This window comes from Natrinema gelatinilyticum (assembly GCF_024266705.1).
Classification (GTDB): domain Archaea; phylum Halobacteriota; class Halobacteria; order Halobacteriales; family Natrialbaceae; genus Natrinema; species Natrinema gelatinilyticum.
Window position 1 is genome coordinate 3,321,106 of record NZ_CP100756.1, and the last position, 18,367, is coordinate 3,339,472.

At 59.2% G+C, this 18,367-nt stretch carries 17 protein-coding genes, 1 tRNA gene and 1 pseudogene; 12 read left to right on the forward strand and 7 right to left on the reverse strand.

What is annotated here, in order from left to right:
• Nucleotides 1-88: 88 nt before the first annotated feature.
• Nucleotides 89-1,858, forward strand: coding sequence for a YcaO-like family protein (locus NJU76_RS16290; RefSeq protein ID WP_254530408.1), 1,770 nt, complete (start codon nt 89-91; stop codon nt 1,856-1,858).
• Nucleotides 1,859-2,205: 347 nt separating this feature from the next.
• On the opposite strand, the gene NJU76_RS16300 is transcribed toward NJU76_RS16290, so the two are convergent.
• Nucleotides 2,206-2,649, reverse strand: coding sequence for a hypothetical protein (locus NJU76_RS16300; RefSeq protein ID WP_254530409.1), 444 nt, complete (start codon nt 2,647-2,649; stop codon nt 2,206-2,208).
• 222 nt (nt 2,650-2,871) lie between these two features.
• Here NJU76_RS16300 and NJU76_RS16305 point away from each other — a divergent pair, with 222 nt between their 5' ends.
• Nucleotides 2,872-3,348 (forward strand): cupin domain-containing protein, encoded by a 477-nt coding sequence (locus NJU76_RS16305; RefSeq protein ID WP_254530410.1) that lies wholly within the window; start codon nt 2,872-2,874, stop codon nt 3,346-3,348.
• A gap of 135 nt (nt 3,349-3,483) precedes the next feature.
• Entirely contained in the window at nt 3,484-4,095 is a 612-nt protein-coding gene (cmk, locus tag NJU76_RS16310) for a (d)CMP kinase (protein ID WP_254530411.1), read from the forward strand.
• Between the two features lie 132 nt (nt 4,096-4,227).
• Here the strand turns inward: cmk and guaB are convergent, their stop codons facing one another.
• Nucleotides 4,228-5,730 carry an IMP dehydrogenase gene (guaB, locus tag NJU76_RS16315; RefSeq protein WP_254530412.1) on the reverse strand — a complete coding sequence of 501 codons (1,503 nt, stop codon included), beginning with the start codon at nt 5,728-5,730 and terminating at the stop codon, nt 4,228-4,230.
• A 602-nt stretch (nt 5,731-6,332) separates the two neighbouring features.
• Between guaB and NJU76_RS16320 the strand changes: the two genes are divergently transcribed.
• On the forward strand, nt 6,333-7,253 hold the full coding sequence (locus NJU76_RS16320) for a DUF5794 domain-containing protein (protein WP_254530413.1): 921 nt from the start codon (nt 6,333-6,335) through the stop codon (nt 7,251-7,253).
• A gap of 57 nt (nt 7,254-7,310) precedes the next feature.
• Nucleotides 7,311-7,485: transfer RNA gene (locus tag NJU76_RS16325), tRNA-Trp, on the forward strand.
• 514 nt (nt 7,486-7,999) lie between these two features.
• On the opposite strand, the gene NJU76_RS16330 is transcribed toward NJU76_RS16325, so the two are convergent.
• Nucleotides 8,000-8,284: a GYD domain-containing protein gene (locus NJU76_RS16330; protein ID WP_254530414.1), complete on the reverse strand. Its 285-nt coding sequence runs from the start codon at nt 8,282-8,284 to the stop codon at nt 8,000-8,002.
• Between the two features lie 925 nt (nt 8,285-9,209).
• Complete coding sequence (locus NJU76_RS27075; protein ID WP_425604285.1) at nt 9,210-9,596, reverse strand: hypothetical protein; 387 nt, start codon at nt 9,594-9,596, stop codon at nt 9,210-9,212.
• Between the two features lie 120 nt (nt 9,597-9,716).
• Between NJU76_RS27075 and NJU76_RS16340 the strand changes: the two are divergent.
• The 3 genes and pseudogenes from NJU76_RS16340 to NJU76_RS16350 all read left to right on the forward strand — a co-directional run bounded on the left by NJU76_RS16340 (nt 9,717) and on the right by NJU76_RS16350 (nt 11,979).
• Nucleotides 9,717-10,667 (forward strand): annotated as a pseudogene (locus NJU76_RS16340) (IS630 family transposase).
• 293 nt (nt 10,668-10,960) lie between these two features.
• Complete coding sequence (locus tag NJU76_RS16345) at nt 10,961-11,479, forward strand: IS630 family transposase (RefSeq protein ID WP_254530415.1); 519 nt, start codon at nt 10,961-10,963, stop codon at nt 11,477-11,479.
• Nucleotides 11,476-11,979: an IS630 family transposase gene (locus tag NJU76_RS16350; protein ID WP_256566664.1), complete on the forward strand. Its 504-nt coding sequence runs from the start codon at nt 11,476-11,478 to the stop codon at nt 11,977-11,979. Before NJU76_RS16345 ends, NJU76_RS16350 begins: the two co-directional genes overlap by 4 nt.
• Nucleotides 11,980-13,225: 1,246 nt before the next feature.
• Here the strand turns inward: NJU76_RS16350 and NJU76_RS16355 are convergent.
• On the reverse strand, nt 13,226-13,435 hold the full coding sequence (locus NJU76_RS16355) for a hypothetical protein (protein ID WP_254530416.1): 210 nt from the start codon (nt 13,433-13,435) through the stop codon (nt 13,226-13,228).
• 300 nt (nt 13,436-13,735) lie between these two features.
• Here NJU76_RS16355 and NJU76_RS16360 point away from each other — a divergent pair, with 300 nt between their 5' ends.
• Nucleotides 13,736-14,131, forward strand: coding sequence for an SPW repeat domain-containing protein (locus tag NJU76_RS16360; protein WP_254530417.1), 396 nt, complete (start codon nt 13,736-13,738; stop codon nt 14,129-14,131).
• A gap of 287 nt (nt 14,132-14,418) precedes the next feature.
• Here the strand turns inward: NJU76_RS16360 and NJU76_RS16365 are convergent, their stop codons facing one another.
• Nucleotides 14,419-14,568 carry a hypothetical protein gene (locus NJU76_RS16365; protein WP_254530418.1) on the reverse strand — a complete coding sequence of 50 codons (150 nt, stop codon included), beginning with the start codon at nt 14,566-14,568 and terminating at the stop codon, nt 14,419-14,421.
• A 134-nt stretch (nt 14,569-14,702) separates the two neighbouring features.
• Here NJU76_RS16365 and NJU76_RS16370 point away from each other — a divergent pair, with 134 nt between their 5' ends.
• On the forward strand, nt 14,703-15,296 hold the full coding sequence (locus tag NJU76_RS16370; RefSeq protein WP_254530419.1) for an NADPH-dependent FMN reductase: 594 nt from the start codon (nt 14,703-14,705) through the stop codon (nt 15,294-15,296).
• Nucleotides 15,297-15,323: 27 nt separating this feature from the next.
• On the opposite strand, the gene NJU76_RS16375 is transcribed toward NJU76_RS16370, so the two are convergent.
• Nucleotides 15,324-15,968 carry a hypothetical protein gene (locus tag NJU76_RS16375; RefSeq protein ID WP_254530420.1) on the reverse strand — a complete coding sequence of 215 codons (645 nt, stop codon included), beginning with the start codon at nt 15,966-15,968 and terminating at the stop codon, nt 15,324-15,326.
• Nucleotides 15,969-16,472: 504 nt separating this feature from the next.
• On the opposite strand from NJU76_RS16375, the gene NJU76_RS16380 reads away from it, so the two are divergent.
• Entirely contained in the window at nt 16,473-17,024 is a 552-nt protein-coding gene (locus tag NJU76_RS16380) for a hypothetical protein (protein ID WP_254530421.1), read from the forward strand.
• A 228-nt stretch (nt 17,025-17,252) separates the two neighbouring features.
• On the forward strand, nt 17,253-18,305 hold the full coding sequence (locus NJU76_RS16385; protein WP_254530422.1) for a DNA-methyltransferase: 1,053 nt from the start codon (nt 17,253-17,255) through the stop codon (nt 18,303-18,305).
• Nucleotides 18,306-18,367: the final 62 nt, after the last annotated feature.

Below are 18,367 nucleotides of genomic sequence, written 5' to 3' on the forward strand. Positions count from 1 at the left end.
CCGCCACCCCCTCTCCACTCGAGATTCCGAGACGAGCGTGGCGATCCGGAACGGGGCGTTTTTCCCGTCAGGACAAGAGGACAGCGATATGAACGTCCACTTCGCGGGTGACGATCCGGTTCGAGAGGCCGTCGTTGCGGCGCTCGAAGACGTCGATATCGACGTCCGAGAGGCGGGTCCCGGTACCATCTCCGATGCCCGGTTCGCCGTCGTCAGTGACGTCGTCGGTTCGGCGACGTTCGAGCGTGCGAACGAAGCCGCGCTCGACGGCGGTACGCCATGGGTCGCCGTCGAGATCGGCGGAATCGGGGGTCACTCGCTACCGCCGGTCGACGCGGCCGTAACGGGCTTTGCGCCGGCGACCGGCTGCTTCGACTGTCTCCGCGCCAGAGTGACGTCGAATCTCGAGGCCGAGGACCTCGCTGAGAAGCCGCAGGCGGATCGGAGCGCAGCGCGACTCGCCGGGGCAATCGCCGGTCGGGAGTGCGTCCGCGTCCTGTCGGGGGACGACGGTTCGATCATCGGGCAGGTTCGGGAAGTCCCACACGCTCGACGGTCCTTGTTGCCCGTCCCCGGTTGCGAGTGCGGAGATGGATCGCGGGACCGGACGCTCGAGCGGGACACAGACACGCTGTCGCTCGACGACGCCGTCGAACACGCGGAAGGCGCGATCGACGACCGTGTCGGTCCTGTATCGAGCATCGGCGAGATCGAATCGTTCCCGACTCCCTACTATCTCGCGACGGTCGCGGATACGACCGCGTTTAGCGACACGAGCGCTCCGCGGCAGGCGGCCGGCGTCGCGGTCGACTGGAACGCGGCACTGATGAAAGCCGTCGGCGAGGGCCTCGAGCGATACTGTGCCGGCGTCTATCGCGATTCTGACTTCGTCCACGGACGCGAGAGCGACCTCGAAAACGCGGTTCCTCCGACGGCGCTCGTCCGGCCCGACGACGCACCCGCCTACGATTCGAGCGACGTGCATCGCTGGGTTCCCGCCGAGAATCTGGAGACCGGCGAACCAGCATACTTGCCAGCGGCGGCGGTCCAATTCCCTCAACCGGGAACGGAACTGGTCCCGCCAATTACGACCGGACTGGGGCTTGGCTCCTCGACGGTCGACGCCCTGCTATCCGGACTGACCGAGGTACTCGAGCGGGACGCGACGATGCTGGCCTGGTACTCGACGTTCGAGCCGCTCGGGCTGTCGGTCGATCAACAGGCGTTCGAGACGCTCGAGCGGCGCGCCCGGAGCGAGGGGTTATCGGTGACACCGCTGCTCGTCACCCAGGACATCGACGTCCCCGTCGTGGCAGTGGCGGTCCATCGCGACTCGGACGGGTTTGACGGGCGAGAGCGAGGGTCGACCGCGGAAGCCGACTGGCCAGCGTTCGCAGTCGGCTCGGCCGCCGGCCTCGACGCTGCTGGGGCCGCGACGTCGGCGCTCGAGGAAGCGCTTCAGAACTGGCTGGAACTGCGGAGTCTCGGTCCCGAAGACGCTGCGGACGCGGGCGGCGCGATCGGGGAGTACGCGTCGTTCCCCGATCACGCACAGAAGTTCGTCGACGTCGAGCGCGCAGTTCCAGCGGCCAGCGTCGGGCCCGATCCCGTCCCGACCGGGCTCGATCGTCTCGAGTCGCTGTGTGCGCGGGCGGTCGACGCGGATCTGACACCGTACGCGACTAGATTGACGACTCGCGACGTCGATCAGATCGGTTTCGAGGCCGTTCGTGTCGTCGTTCCCGGCGCACAGCCGCTTTTCACCGGTGACCCTTTCTTCGACGATCGGGCTGAGGAGGTCCCACGGGATCTCGGCTTCGAACCGAACCTCGAGCGGGCGTTTCATCCGTATCCGTGACTTGGCGTGAACAATCCGTCCGACTGGCCCACGTTTGACGGCCTTCACGTCCGTCTGTCGCGGCGTCGTCGCTCACCGCGCGTCACACCGGTGCGGCAGTGACACGCCGGCGGCCTCGCCCTCTCGTGCGAGAGTATCCGTCTCAGCTTGAACGGAAGTCACTCCGAGTCTTCCGGGCAGTTGTCCGGGTATAGGAGTATCGGCTGGTTGGCACAGCCAGCAGTCTACCTTCACACCCTCTCCCAAGGATTCCAACCTCGGACAGAGGTGGTAGACTGCACACCGTAATATCCTCATCCAGTGGTGCGGTACCGTGGAATTTCCGCGTCTTCAGGCGCGGGAGGATGTCAATCTGTATTAGAATCGGCAGTGGAGTCGTTCGTGTCAGCGTCGGCCATATAACCTGTCGTCTCGGAATCGTTCACGTCGCCGTCGAACGATGTCGAGCCGGCCGTCTCGAGACCACCTGTTCCGGCTTCGCTGGCGGGACCGGATCCTGCACTGTCCTCTCGCTGGATGTCCAGTTTCAGGCCATCGTCGGGGATTCGAACGACGACGAGGGTTGTACTCGGCGTTATCGTTCCTTCACTGACCGCCAATCGCTCGTTGTCCTGTCCGAGCTTGGTCGCGCGAAAGAGCTGTTCCGTCGCGTTGAGATGGGGCGACGTCGCCGATTGACCGGCCGTGATCGTGTAGCTCTCGTCGTACGTTTGCTGGTTCGTTTCCGGATCGTAGGCCTCGAGCGTGAGATTGTAGTACTGGTCCGCCTCGCTGTAGATTTCGACCGGCACCAGGCCTCGAAAACTCCCCTGGTAGTGTTCTTGTAGCGTCTCGACGCAGCCGGAGAGACTGATGGTGGCAGCGACCCCGACGGAACGAAGTACCCTACGACGGTTCACGTGCGGCTTTCGGGGTCGCACGACTGTAGGCGTTACTCTTCGTCCTCCACACACCTCATCGTGATTGTCATCCTCTTCCACGAGATTTTTGAGTCGAGAGACGAATATCGGTTCATGGAGAAAATCGCAATCGATGACGTCGATGTCGAAGTCAATCCGATGGAAGTCCACTCGATCAGGCGGCCCGTCTCGGACGCGCTCGGATTTTCCGACTTCGCGATGAATTACTTCGAACTCGAGCCCGGTGAGTCGTTCTCTGGCGGGCTACACACGCACCACGATCAGGAGGAGGTCTTTTACGTCCAACAGGGAACCGCGACCTTCGACACCAAAGACGGAGAGGTCACCGTCGACGAAGCAGAGGTAATTCGATTTGCGCCGGGCGACTTCCAGCACGGCTACAACGATACCGAGGAACGGGTCGTCGGCTTCGCCTTCGGCGCGCCGAAGGCGCAACACGACTGGGACCAGATCGAATCGATGGTTTACTGCCAGGAATGCGAAGACGAACTCGGTCACGGCCTCGAACTCACTGACGACCAGGCGTTTCGACTGTCGTGTACCGAGTGTGGGAACTCGTTTACGCTCTGAATTCCATCCTGCTGGCGGACCTCGAACGCGCATTTCGGCTGGCTGTTTCCCTCGGCGGAGACGAACGATAGACACCCTGATCCGGTATCGGCATACAGCCGGAACCTTTTCAGGGGGAGCCGAATGGATCTACGTATGGCTTCAGCAGACAGTTCGGCCACGGGGATCGACACGACGCTTTTCATCACCGTCTCCGGGCCGCCGGGTTGTGGGGCGACGACGCTTTGTGAACGCCTCTCCGAGGAAATGGACTGTCCGGTCGTCTCCGGCGGCGATATATTCCGCGAACTCGCCGACGACCGTGACATGAGCCTCAACCAGCTCACTGCGAAAGCGGACGAATCCGACGAGATCGATCGTGCGCTCGACCGGCGACTCCAGCAGATCGCCGAAAAGTGGGGGATGGCTAACAAACCGTTCATTCTCGAGTCCCGGTTGGCAGGGTGGTTGGCCGGTGAGCGAGCGGATCTCCGCATCTGGCTCGATGCGCCGGAGGATGTTCGTCTCGAGCGCATCGCCGAACGCGTCGAAACAGAAGCCGAAATGCGCATTCGCGAGGTCAGCGAAGCCGGTCGCTACAGATCCTATTACGAGATCGATATCGACGACCGCGGGTTCTACGACTTACATATCAACACCGCCCGCTGGTCCAAAAATGGCGTATTTGCTCTCACCCGCGCCGCTATCGAGGAGTACGATCCCGAACTCGACGAAGGTGCCTTCACTACGCCCGCCGTAGATCCGTAGTGATCACGTTCGTTCGACGCTCTCCTCCTGGATTGCGACGGAACTAGACGTCGTTGAATCTCACAATAGCGCTCTCGGCCGAGAGATCAGGGTCGGGTCAGCGCGCCAGCCAGGCGCGTCTCGGCCGGACAGTCATTCGCTGTCTGGCGAGTAGTTCGGTGCCTCGTCGGTGATCACGACGTCGTGAGCGTGGCTTTCGGCCTGTCCGGCCGCAGAGACGCGAACGAACTCCGATCGTTCTTTGAACGCCGGAATCGTCTCCGCGCCGACGTATCCCATCCCCGATTGCATCCCTCCAGCGAGCTGGTGGAGTTCGGACTTGAGCGTCCCCTTGTACGGCGTGGCAGCTTCGACGCCCTCCGGAACGTATTCGTCGTCTTCGTCGGGTTCCTCTTTGAGGTACCGGTCGGTGTCGCCGGATTTCATCGCGCCGACGGAACCCATGCCGCGGTATTGCTTGTACTTCTTCCCGTTCATCGTGACGACGCGGCCCGGCGCTTCGTCAGTTCCGGCGAAGTAAGAGCCGAGCATGACCGCATCAGCACCGGCGGCGATTGCCTTGATAGCGTCACCGGAGTAGCGGATGCCACCGTCGGCGATCACGGGCACGTCGTGATCAGCGGCGACGTCTGCGACCTGCGCGACGGCCGTGATCTGTGGCATCCCGGACCCCGAGACGACGCGGGTGGTACAGATCGAACCCGGACCGATCCCCACTTTCAGCCCATCAGCGAAATCGACCAGATCCTCGGCCGCCTCACGGGTTCCGATGTTGCCGACCACGACGTCAGCGTCGACGGATTCTTTGATCTCTCGAGCACCGTCGACAACATTCAGGTTGTGCGCGTGCGCGGTATCGATAAACAGAACGTCCGCACCGGCTTCGTCGGCCGCGAGTGCACGATCCGATTCGAACGGGCTGACAGCGGCACCACAGCGAAGCCGACCGTCGTCGTCTCGAACGGCCTCCTTGTATTCCCGACGCTGGAGGATGCCCTGCATCGTGACGAGACCGACCAGCAAGTTCTGACCGTCGACCACTGGGACGCGCTCAATTTTGTGATCGTACATCAGATCGAACGCGTCACGGGCGTCGATGTCTTGGTGAGCCGTAATAACCTCGTCCGTCATCGCCTCGGTGACCGGGTCGTCCTCGTTGACCTCGAGGTGGGGCCGGATGTCGGTACTCGAGATGATCCCCAGCACCTCCCCATTGGCGTCGACAACGGGCGCGCCGCCGACGCCCTGCCGGGCCATCAGTTCATCGACTTCGCGAACGGACATCTCAGGGTCCGCGGTGACTACGGACTCGAGGGGGATGATGAGTTCGTCGGCGCTTTTGATACGTTCGATTTCATCGACCATCTCGTCGATGTTCATATTTCGATGGAGAACGCCGAGACCGCCGTGACGCGCCATCGCGATGGCCATGTCGCTTTCGGTGACCGTGTCCATCGCCGCCGAGAGGATCGGGACGGAAACCTCGACGTTCCTGGAAACGCGTGACGTGAGGTCCGCGTCGTCGGGTTCGACACGGCTTTCCTTCGGCCGGAGAAGGACGTCGTCGAACGTTAGCGCTTCCGGTACCTGGAGTTTCGAAGAATAGGGCTCGTGCTCGGGAACGTCGTTCGCCATGTAAACCGTCCGGTCCCCCGGGCAAAAAACGTTGCGAGATGAACGCGGGTGTGTACGGTTGATTGGGCTCACAACGGCTGATCTGCACACCGCCACAGTGAGTCTGTCGACCGGGAAACGACGAGGTCCTCAAGCGACGTGTTCGTTGCGGTCAATCACTTCGAACAGGAGATAGGGGATCCACGTTGCCGTTCGCATACTGTCACTCTACTCGGCCTTCCCATCACTCCCCACACTAACAGCATGTACCTAAGCGGATCGACGAGATCAACGCCGATATGCCGACCAGTTGTGTGCATTTCTCTCCGAATGTGCCCGTTACTGGCGAATATTCGCTAAATCGTGAAAACCTCTCTCACACAACGTTTATTGAGTGCCCGGTTGTCCTTATGGATATGTACGCTGTGAGTACAGCCGCAGCCCGAACCGTCGGCCGGACGCGCTTCGACTCCGTCTTCATTGCCGAATTCGGGAATTTTACATCGAAACTCACAGCACCCGGCACGAATGCCAATGGGAACGACTGGTGTGCGAACCAGTCGGTACGGGATTGTCTATCCTCTCACCCACAGGCCCCGGGTTACGGCCATCGGCCCTGACCGATGAGTACGTCACAGCATCCGGTTGCGCTCCGTATGGAGCGCATCGTCGGGGGTGACGCCAGGCTCCTCGCGCTAGTGATGATGCTTCCCTTGGTCGATGGCGTCTTCCCCGCGCTGATCCTCGCAGATGCCCTCAGCGACCCGCTCGGCGCAATTCAGGTCGGGTTACTGATATTCGGCGGGAGCGCCACCGTCGCCGTCATCCTCGCCGACATGGACGGTACCCCCCGAGAGCAGGCAGCTGTCGTCTTACTCGTCGGAGTACCGTTGATCTTCCTCGCAGCACTGGAGGCCGCGCTCTCGCCCGCCATCGAGAGCGTCATCGACATCGTCATCTTCGAGCGGTTCGCAGCGCTCGTCATCGCAACCATTGCGGCCAAGACCGCCAGCGCGACTATCGGTGAGTATCTACCGAACCCCGTCGTCGTCCTCGGACTGGGGCTGGTCGCAAGCATCGACCCCTCCAGCGCAACGTTCGAGGTGATGACCAATCCGGTCCTCGTCGCCCACGCGACCCTTGCGGCAGCAGTCGGAGTGGCCTTCGCACTGACCGTCGCCCTCTTCGGTCCCTACCTCCGAGAGTACATGGACATCGACCGGTTCCGCTTCGGGAGTGCGGTTGCGCTGGGCTTGCTCCCACTTTCACTGCTCGGCATGGCCTTCGGCCAGGCGCCGCTTGCCGCCCTCGTGGTCGCCGGCCTGTTCGCCGTTGACCCCTCGTTCACCGGCGCCGACGGCACGGACTCGAATCCGAATACCGATGCCGACGACGTGGCCGTTCAGATGGGGGCGTTGACGGATGGCGGTGCTAGCGAGCGTTCGACCGAGAACGACCCGAGCGGTACCAAGAGCGACGACGAACCGAGGACGTATCCGAGTGATGATGTGACGGAGACGGCGGGTCGAGCCCCCTGGCTGTAGCCCGATTCTATCTCGAATCGAAACCACTTTAGGCTGGATACGCCAACGAAGACACGCGGGGTCGTGGCCAAGCCAGGCATGGCGACTGACTCCAGAGGCACCGCGTCCGGGACGACACTCCAGACTGATATACTGATCGGACACCTGATCAGTGTCCGTGTGATGACCCTCTGGAGTTCCGAGACGCACCGGAGATATCAGTCGATCGGGGGTTCAAATCCCTCCGACCCCATACAGCTTTTAACTCTACCGGATTTGTACGAATTAGAGCTGGCGGAAGGAAAATAATTGTGCCGGGGTGGTCGGCGTGACGATCTCCGACGCGGACGCCGACCGCCTTCGGCAGAATCAGTCGGCCAATCCCCTGCCGACGAAGAGCCGGGAATTTCGCTGCGACGAATGCCGTGCTCGCTGTACGTTGCTGCTCGATGGTCAGTTAGAGGCTGGTCACGGACCTGGGTGCTCTCGTCGACTCGAGCGGACGGGCTCGAATCGAGTTCGTCCGGAGCTGACTGACGAAGAGGGGGAGCACGAAGAGGGGGAGCAGTTATAATAGCGGACTTCAGATACAGGTCAGAACACAGAAAGACGACAGCCCCGAAGGCTCCGGTGAGATTTGTCCACGTATACGCCTTGCCCGGATCATACCCGCTGCATCGAGTGCCTCGATCACATTCTGTCGTGTGACGTACGTCTTGTCTCATCGTCGTTGGTCTGGTCCACGACGTAGCATTGCAGGGTGGACGCTATTCGGGGAACTCTCTGATAATATCTTCGGGGAGGGCTTTGAGCGTCTGACCAGTGATATACCCTTCACTTTCGACCTTCAGTATGGCCTTCGCGTAACGTTCATCGTCGGGGAATTCAGAGATCACGACGTTGTCGTACGATCCCATCGTATAATATACGTCTTTGACCTCTCCCCCCTGCGACTCAACTATTTTGGCTCCGGCTTCGTCTCGATCGAGACTATCTTCGACGTTCTCAATCCCTTTTTGCGTCCAGTTTAACAGCGTGATGTACGTTGGCATTGCGTCGGCTCTTCCACCGTCAGACGGCATAAAACCCCATCTGCTGCGTGTAGTCGGGTGGTTTCTTCTGCTACTCTTGCGCTGGCGCTGCTGGCGCTCAGTGCGAGTATTCCGGCGAGGCCCGCCCCGTGAAGTGCGGTTCGGCGCGTTGCCCGCAGCGGTTCGAAGTCCCATTCGCCGTCGCATCCGGTGGTTCGTTGCTCATGACTCGTGTCTCTCTGCGTATCTCACTGCAGCAGTTGGGACCGACTCGGACAACTCTTCACCCACAGTCCATATAAAAAGATGTATAAGTTCCGTTATAATCAATTAACACTTATATAATATGGATTTTATGCCGAACTCTCACTCATCAATCTACTCTATAGCTCCCGATACTGGGCGAACTGATCAGACATCTATCGGGGATGTTCCATGCTGCATTCGCGCCCTGTATGCAGCACGTGCCGAATTAACATTCAGAGAAACTAATATAATCGTCATGCGAGACACAAAGGGTGCATGCAGCAGGTAGCCGCTGTTCGTTTCACGCCCTTAGTTGTGAAACAGCCGTTCGGTAGGTGTGCGAACTGAACACAAGCCTCTCATTCTATCAAATATAAACCAGAAACCCAGATTGAACGCCCCGCATGACGAGAAAGTAGCCCCTGTCGCAAGGGTAAATAGCTTACCCCCTCAATTCCCGTGTCGCGGTCGACAATCTGCTCGACAAATGAAGTGACCGCTTCGTTGAACGAGTCTGGTTCTTCCCAGAATGGACAGTGGCCACTTTCCAGGAACAGCAAACGTTCCGAGTTGGGAATCTAACTGTGCATCCACTCGCCCAGGTCACTGGGATAGACCGTACTCTGCTCGCCGTAGAGTAGAAGCATTGAGATGGGTATCTCAGAAACCACATCGCGGAGGGCACTCTCAGCTCCGTTCTTCATAATCGCCGTGCTACCGACGTTGGTGTCTTCATGGTCCCCGCGTACATTTCATCGATCCGTTCCGCTGAAGATGGGTCAGCAAACATATCACTGATAAACTGTTTAGCGAAGGCAGGACGGTCGGAGTGGATGGTCCCGGCGAGCTCTTCCAATGCTTCGGGGGTGAATCCACCGAACACCGGATGTTCCAGGTTTTCTTCCGAGAAGAGCATGGGATATTTGACACAGAACCTCTCTAATTGAGGGATACCATTTAGAGGTAACAATTCAGACAAATGGAGCTGAATATCCAATTTCATCCGCTCGTGTGGTGTCGCTTCTCGCTCCCCAGGTCCTAACTGAATTTCTGGTATAGGACCGTTGAGACTGGTGTATCCGACCATTGATACCTAGAACTCCATCTCCTCGTTTCTTCAAACTCTTATCTGAACAGCACCCCTAGAGGAGTCAATATCCGGTAGTGACCGTTAGAATTACCTGCCCATATATCGTAGCTATACACAATGGATCATCTCGACGAAATTTCTGTCGAAGAACTCCAGAATGCTCTTGCCAACGTTGAGGAAAGCAAGCCGACACAACGGTTGTTAGCTGCAATTGCATACAAGAATGGTATCACGCAGACTGAACTCGCCGAGTGGTACGGCATTCAGCGACGGACAATTTATAGTTGGCTCAAGCGACTCGACACCGACGAGCCACTTGAGCAGGCTGTAACTGATGCTCAGCGACCCGGGAGAAAGCGAAAGCTCTCAGAAAAAGAGCAACAAGAGTTCAAAGAAACTGTCCACGAACCACCCGTGGAAGTTGGGTTTGACGCGTCGGCATGGACGCCGGCGCTTGTTCAGCAATATCTCGATGAGCGGTATGATGTCGAGTACTCGGTCCCGAGCTGTCGACGGTTGCTCAACGAAGCGGGATTGAGCTATCAAAAACCACGCCGACCAGCCGCCGAATCCAATGCTGACGAGCAAGAATCGTTCCGTGACGAACTCAAAAAAAGCGGTGGAAAATGGACGCCACAATAGTCTACATCGATCAAATCAAGAAATCCGTCCAAGTTGAGCCGCGTACCGCGTGGAAACCACGCGACACGCGGCCGTCCGTCAAATTACTCGGCCAACGCGACTGGATATCTCTCTTGGACGCGATCACGGAAAATGCTGATCGTTTTTCTCTCGATTCGAAGAGTACGCTACCGCCGCCCACGCAAAGCACATCATTCTCGAGTTATGGAACGAATCGGAAGACTAATTCTGATCATCGAGCCAAATGGGGTGCCGTATTTTCAGGCGGCGGCGTACTCACCGGAGCGAACTCCGGTTACAGAATGTTGGAGGCAACTACAAGCAGCACTCAGCACCCGCTTCTTTAACTCACTCGACGACTTCACGACAGCGGCTGATACGGGTGTTGATCAAATCTCTATACCAAGAGTGAGTGATTACTTCTAATGTCTTTGTGGACACATTCTCCGAATTCAGCACGCTATTTCTGTCACGTACCGAAGATTTCGACGCAGCCGGTGAGCCATACGAACCCGACCGCCACAACCGGCTTTACCGATGATGTACTGTAAATACCATTTCCGTTGGTCTTCATATGAAGTACCACGGTGGCACGCCCCGAGGCACTCTCGCTATACTACTGTCGATGAGCGCAAACCACAGTGAGTAGTCGAGTCCGTTCTCACACTCTATAGGGATCAGCACTCTGGTTCATATCTTCACGGTGCGTAGAGACGGGTATGACCGGATGGGGAAAGAAGCTGGCTGATGTCGATGAGGAGCAGTTGCGCCAGCAACTGCGCACGGAAACTGATCCAAAGGCAGTCAAACGTCTGACCGTTGCACTGCTCTACGCCGATGGCTCTTCTCCATACGAGATTGAACGTCTCCTTGGGATCCCCGCACAGACCGTTTACGACTGGATCGACACTGTCGCCGAGCGCGAGGGCGTCGCGCTCGGCGACCTCCCTCGTGGCGGGAGCCGTCCTCGCCTTACCGACGACCAGTGGGACGAACTGACGGCGACGCTTCAGGCGCCGCCGTCAGAAGCTGGCATCGACGCACCAGCCTGGAGACCATCCCTCGTCCGTGAATACATCGCCGAGAACTTCGGCGTTAAGTATTCTCTCGCGCACATGTACCGCCTGATGAAAAAGGCCGGGCTGTCGGTCCAGACAGCCCGGCCGATTCACTACCAGGCTGACCCAGAAGAACAGCGACGCTGGCGTGCGGAGTTCAAAAAAAGTGGCCGACGCTGAAGGCTGAAGGGTATCGAATCGTCGCCATCGACCAACACACGCAGAAAGTCGCAACCGAGCAAAAACCCGATTGGTTCCCGGTGAATTCGCGCCCGAGACTGCCGGTCTCGGGCGCTCGTGAGAAGGTGAACATGCTCGGAGCAGTCACCGACGACCGTGAGCGCTTTGTTGCTCTGACGTCGAATCGGTTCAACGCTGAAATCGCAAAGCACTTTCTTCGGGCGATACAGCACGAGTTCGGCAAGAAGCTCGCCATTGTCTTGGACAATGCGAGCTACTTCATCGCGAAGACGCTGAAGAAGCAGGCCGCCGCAGACGGCCTGCTTCTGGAATTCTTGCCGGCGCATTCGCCGGAAATGAACCCGCTCGAAAACTGTTGGCGACAGCTCCGTGAGGGCCGAGCCAACCACCTCTTTCGAACACTCGATGACGTCAACGAATATCTCTCAATGGCTCTGCCAGCACTCAACTCACCGCAAATCTATGAGTATCTCTGCTAATCACTATAGTCCACGAACGATGCATTTTCGCCGAGGAACTCGCTGGGTGTGCGATCCCTCTTCGTGCAGGGTTCACCCGTGACGGACCCGCAGTCGGTATCGACCCGCTCGAAGCCGAATCGAAGAGTCGTGGACGCGGTGTGTAGTGTGTCCGGTTCTGTTACCGTACTCTCGAGCCGAGATGTCTGGCCGTTCAGACCTAGTCGTGAGGCGACTCAGCGTCTTCTACCGCTCGAAATGAAGCCTCGGTACACGGGCAAGCGTTGTAGCCGCTCACCGATCGAATAGATCCGTCCACTGAGAGCCACACGACGGCTGCCTTTCCACAGCCTTCACAGATACCGATCGTCCGTCGCCGCTCCGCGTCTGACCCGATCACATCGAAAATTGTTTACGACCACTCCAATAGCTGTTTCCAATCGTCGTGAACCCGCCGTGACCACGAACTGACGTTCGATGTGTCAGATAGCAGGCCAGTGGGGAGGATTTCCGAGCTCGAATCTCGAGTACTGCTCTCTGAGATGAAACACGGAGGGTTGGCACGCGGATCCGTTCTTGTCCGACTTTCTTCCCACCGCACCGTCTGCAACAAATCTGACAGATATTCGATTGGGAGGTGAAGGCGTCGGACTGGGTCACAGCGTCAGCCTTCGCGAAAGCGAGGTGGTATTGCGGTCCGAGCGTCCGACGCCAGCCGTTGGCTCGGCTACCCCCGCTTCGATGGTATCGAGGACTACCAGGAGAGTAACGAGGGCGAGATGAGTAGTGTGTAGGCGAGCCAGCGGCAGAGAGTATCGAGGCGAGAGAGACGACCGGCGATCGTCACATCGTCCGTTGATAGCCAACACTCCGGAGTGTATTTCCCGTCGACGAACGAGTAGCAGGCTCTCGCTACATCGATAGGGCCCGTTGGTCGAAACGGCGTCCATGTGCTGGACCACAGCGCGCAACGTATTTTCGAGTTGCTGGACCCAATCGCTCGTCTCCTCAAGGTCGGTAAGTCGTCGCTGAAAACCGGGCCGACGATGCCTCGTCCTGATCGTCTGCTCCCGGTATCCCATATTCGTACCCACCGTCGGTGCAGAAAGAAACGTCTGGTGGTGACTTGCAAGGGGCAAAGCGAGACGCGTCGGTGATGGAACTGCGGCGCCCGCCCCCCGGAAACAGCGGCTTCGAGTCGCTGTGGGTATCGACCGGCCGGTCAACTCACCCTCGAGACTGTCCTTCGCCCTTCCCGGTGACGGTCTTAGCGTTGGTCCGGGTCGATGGCTTTTAACTCGTGCCAGATTCCGATCAGTATGCCGAAAAGAAGGAGCGCGAGGAGCGACAGGCCGACAGTTTCGACCCACCCGCTGGTCCCGGCGACGAGAAAGCCCCCGAACCACGCGAGGATCAGAGTACCAAGGCTACCGAACGCGACGAGCAGTAACAGAAGTCGATCGGAGAGTTCACTCACGTGCGAGGAGTGGTTCCCGTCTATAATAAGCGGCAAGCCTGAACTGGCTCGTCTGGGGCCGCTTTTCCACCCCGCCAACGAGAGCTCGCCCGTCGGATTGGAACGCACATCTCGCCTTCCGCTCGCCGTACGGCCTTCGAGTATCGGGTCCCGGGTCCGGATCGAACACGAGCCGAGAAGCGATCGTCTCGGTTCGCGCACACTGGATCGCGGATTCGTGGACGAGCAACGGTTCACAGACATAGCAGATACAATACATTACCGATGGGATCAAATATGTGCGTAAACAATAGATCGGGTATGAGCCGAACAGAAATTGCGGACGATGCATCGGTGCTGGTCGAACGAACCGCCGGATTGACGGCGGTTCTCGGCGTGTTCGTCATGGTATCGGCGGTCGTTTTCACCATTACTGACTATATGGGTATTCACAACGTCGTCGTCGGTGCTCTAGTCGCGGTTCTCGCCGCATATCACGCCTATCGAATCGGCGAAAACCGATCGCCAAGCGTCGTTATCGCCGGAGTACTCGCGTTGCTCGGGATCTGGATCGTGGCCTCCCCGTTCATCTTCGGTATTGAACGCGAACTGGTAATCGGGATCAACAGTCTCGCCGGTGCGATCATCGCGATTCTGTCGCTCGTCGGTGCCTACGGAAGCGTCCGGACGTCGAATACGACCGCCTCGAGTACGTAACCCAAGTAATACAGCGCTCGCTCTTTTCGCGGCGCGCCATTTTCGGACAGGTGTGGTGGCGTCGGCCGAGACGCGAGGAACCGGACCATCAGTGCAGCTTCGGCTTACAGTCCGGAACTTGTGTGTCGCGTGGTTTTTCGTTCCAATCGTGACGTCGGTCGGCGACGGTAGGCCTCGATGGTCGGACCTGTGCGGACTCAAGCGATGGAGAACACACCGATCGTGACGAGTATGAACGCGGTTTTCAGACAGACGCCGACGACGACCCTTGCCCCGAACGCCGCCCCCTAGATGCCGAACTGAAACGGGATCGAGCGCTTGACCGTTCTGATTATCAACGAAACGAGGCTTTCCAGGCGCGGCGTGATCACCGCATTTTCGGGCGTCAGCACGCGCGAGAGGACCTCGCCGACCAACACGGAGACGAGCGATGGCACGTCGATCAGTTCGATTCGAACAGGAAATGATCATCGGATCGCAGGTCGCCGTCCGCCGTCGCCGACGAATCCCCGTCGTATACGCGACTAGAACATTCCGGCAGCTTTTTTTGCTCCCCGTCGTCCGCGTACCCATGAGCGACAGCGACGTCCACGTAGCTGCGATCTGTGGTAGTCTCCGGGACGGAAGTCACACCCGGACCGCACTCAAGCACGCACTCTCGGCCGCCGAACGGACCGGGGCGACCACCGAACTGCTCGACCTCCGGGAGTACGAACTACCGATCTTCGACGCTGACCGCGACCGCACGAACGCGGGTGACGCCGAACTACTGGCGACTCGCGTCCGCGAGGCCGACACGATCATTCTCGGGTCGCCGATGTACCACGGCTCGTACGCTTCGCCGCTGAAAACTGCACTCGACTACTGTGGATTCGACGAGTTCGAGGAGAAGACTGTCGGCTTGCTGGCCGTCTCGGGCGGATCGTTCCCCGTGACGGCACTCGAGCACATGCGGTCGGTTGCTCGGGCACTGAACGCGTGGGTCATTCCGCACGAGGCGGCGATTCCGAGCGCGAGTACAGCGTTCGAAGACGGCGAGTTCGTCGATTCGAGTCTCGAGACGCGCGTAACGACGCTGGGCCGACGGGCCGTGCAATACGCGGCTATCGAGCCTGATCCGGCTTCCTTCGAGAGCAATCAGAACGTCGGCGCAGAAGGAAAATAACCGTTCACGGGATATCGAGGCGATGCCTCAAGAGGCAAGAAGCCGTTGAAACCGACGCTGGTGTGCGAGGAACGCGAAGAGTCCAAAGACGAGGCCGCCGATTTGTAGGGCGACGATCCGGATGGAGACCGTCGTACCGACCAGCGTGATCGGTGGTGATGACAGGCTCCACGAGGTGAACCAGGCTGTAACGAGCAGTATCGACGCACCCATCGCCATCAGTAGGGCAGGCACCACGGGCGTGAACGATGTCTTGCAGCTCGATCGCAGGCGAAAGACGTGCCGTTCGAAAATGAACTGTGTAGTGAGAATACCGGTCAAGACGGCCGTTCCGATGACAATTCCGAGCCGGTCGCCGACCAACTCAGCCACGAGCAGCCAGAGGACCCATCCGGTGGTGAGAACGAGTGCTGCACCGAGGCGCCGTGGTTCCAGGAGGTCGCCGAGGTCGCTCACTGTCGCACCGAAGACACCTGAGCGGAGCAACGACCCGCAGAAGAGTACACCGAGTCCTGCGAGCGCTGTCGACGTCGTTCGCGAGTCGACGACGAGACCGAACCAGATACCGACAGCGAGCGTTTCGACCGCCGCGGCCGAGAGGGCGGCGGTAACGCCGACGACGCGCCGTCGCGCCGTCTGACCAAGAACCTCAGGCTGGCGCAGAACGCTCATACTCTATCACGTTGCGGCGGTATGCCTTTCGTTATGGTAGCCATTATACCATGATAGAGCAGAAATTGTGGCCAGTATACCTCTCGAGACGGAAATCGCCGATCGTGATTCCTTTACTGAATGAAACAGTTGTCGTGTACGCCACTAAGGTAGCCTGAGCCGAAACAGTCTCGGCCGTCTGCGTCGGTCACGCTGCTCGAGATTGGAATCGTATTCGATACCAGATGTGTTTCAGGCCGGTGGAACGATCGCCACCATTCAGGTACTGCCTCGACGCAAAAAACGAGTTCAAACAGTCTTCTCGAGTCCGTAGGACCATTCGTGACCCGAAAGTCGATGGTTCGAAAACGGGTTTGACGGATCGGTATCAGGCTTCAAACCGGGAGGTGACGAACAGTGTGAACGTTTCCTGAACGATTAGCCGACGAATAACGCGGCGCGGAAGTCCCACCTCGACGGAAACAGTGGATAGAACTATGTGCGGTGGTGTGGTCGTGGCGGATTATGCCTGAGACAGACCAACAGGACGAGACGCTGTCCGAGCTTATCGTTAAAGAGGCGGTCAACAAGGGAATGGATTCGCCGATGCGCGATTCCATTCTCGAGGCCGTCGAAGAGGCTGACGGCTCGAGATCCAGCGGTCAGATTCCACTTGCAGGGGCGCTGTTAGGCTTGGGTGCGGCCGTCGGGTTTCTCGTGGGTCGGCAGTCACATGAATTCGAAGCGACCCCGATCGAGGAGATTGAGGAGCCCGATATCATCGAAGACGTCCGAGAGACGGCCGAGGAGGCGACCACGTCGACAGCGACACCCGACGAGGTGGAAGTAGAATCCCAATCGCGGCGACTGCCTAAACTGTTGCTCGCACTGGGTGTTCTGGCCGGGGCAGCGTTTCTCCGACGACGACTCTCCGGCGGCGAAGAGGAGGAATGGGAACCGATCGAAGAGTTCGAGCCGGCGACGGGCGAGGAAGCTGGGGACGAACTGACCGAGGAGAGCGTCGAGGAATCCGAGGAAATGGAAGGGGAAGAACTGGAGGACGAGACCGAGGAATAAGCGGACGCAACCGGCCGGAGACGATCGACTCGTGTGTGCCCGAGCGCTTTCACACATAAGGCCGTGGTTCATCGAGACAGGGCCGCTTGTAACACGTTCTACTGATTCAGTCGCGCAGGGAGCTCGACGATCGCGTCTTCGAAAGATTCACGTCGCGTTCGTGGGAAATCGTTCAAGACGTCGCGCTGACGAAGGAGCTAAGGGAGCGACGCAAACACTGTCAACGCAATGGAGACGACCCATCGGGTGTTCGTCGGTGACTCGCGCGAGCTCTCTCAGGTAGCGGACGGCTCCGTCGAACTCGTCGTGACATCCCCCCCGTATCCGATGATCGAAATGTGGGACGACCTCTTTGCTGAACTCGATCCGGCGATCAGCGACGCGCTGGCGTCGGGGAACGGACGTCGGGCGTTCGATGCGATGCACGCCCAGCTCGAGTACGTCTGGGACGAACTCGAGCGGGTGCTGGTCGACGGCGGGATCGCCTGTATCAACGTGGGTGATGCGACGCGGTCGGTCGACGGAAGTTTTCGGGTCTATCCGAACCACGCCCGGATTCTCGAAGCGTTCGAGCAACGGGGATTCGAACCGTTGCCTGATATTCTCTGGCGAAAACCGGCCAACAGTGTAGCCAAGTTCATGGGCAGCGGGATGATTCCGCCGAACGCCTACGTTACCCTCGAACACGAGTACGTCCTGGTCTTCCGAAACGGCGGGACGAGTCGCGAGTTCGAGCCGCGAGCAGACCGTCGGTACGAGGCAGCGTACTTCTGGGAGGAGCGCAACCGCTGGTTCTCCGACGTCTGGACTGACGTCGTGGGCGAACTGCAGACGATCAATGAGGGAGACGAGGAGCTTCGGGAACGCTCGGCGGCCTACCCGCTCGAGATCCCGTACCGTCTCCTCTGTATGTACTCGACCTACGGCGACACCGTCCTCGATCCGTTCTGGGGAACCGGGACGACTACGCTTGCGGCGATGTGTGCCGGCCGGCACTCGATCGGTTCGGAACTCGAGAACGCGTTCGTCGAGGTGTTCGACGAACGCGTCGAGGATGTGCCAGCTCTATCGCAGTCGGTCGGCCGTTCGCGTCTCGAGCGCCACCGGGCGTTCGTGGAACGGCGCCGAGAGGCCGGCAAGCCGATTTCGTACGACGCCGAGTATTACGAGACGCCGGTCGTGACGAAAATGGAACGCGAGATCAAACTCCGGAAGGCACGAACGGTCGATCGGATCGAAGACGGCTATCGGGTCGAGCACGCGCCACTCGCGGGGGATTGAGGTCTCGTTCAGGAGGCGACGTACTAGTTTCGAGACGCGAGGCGTCGGCTGCTCCAGGAACG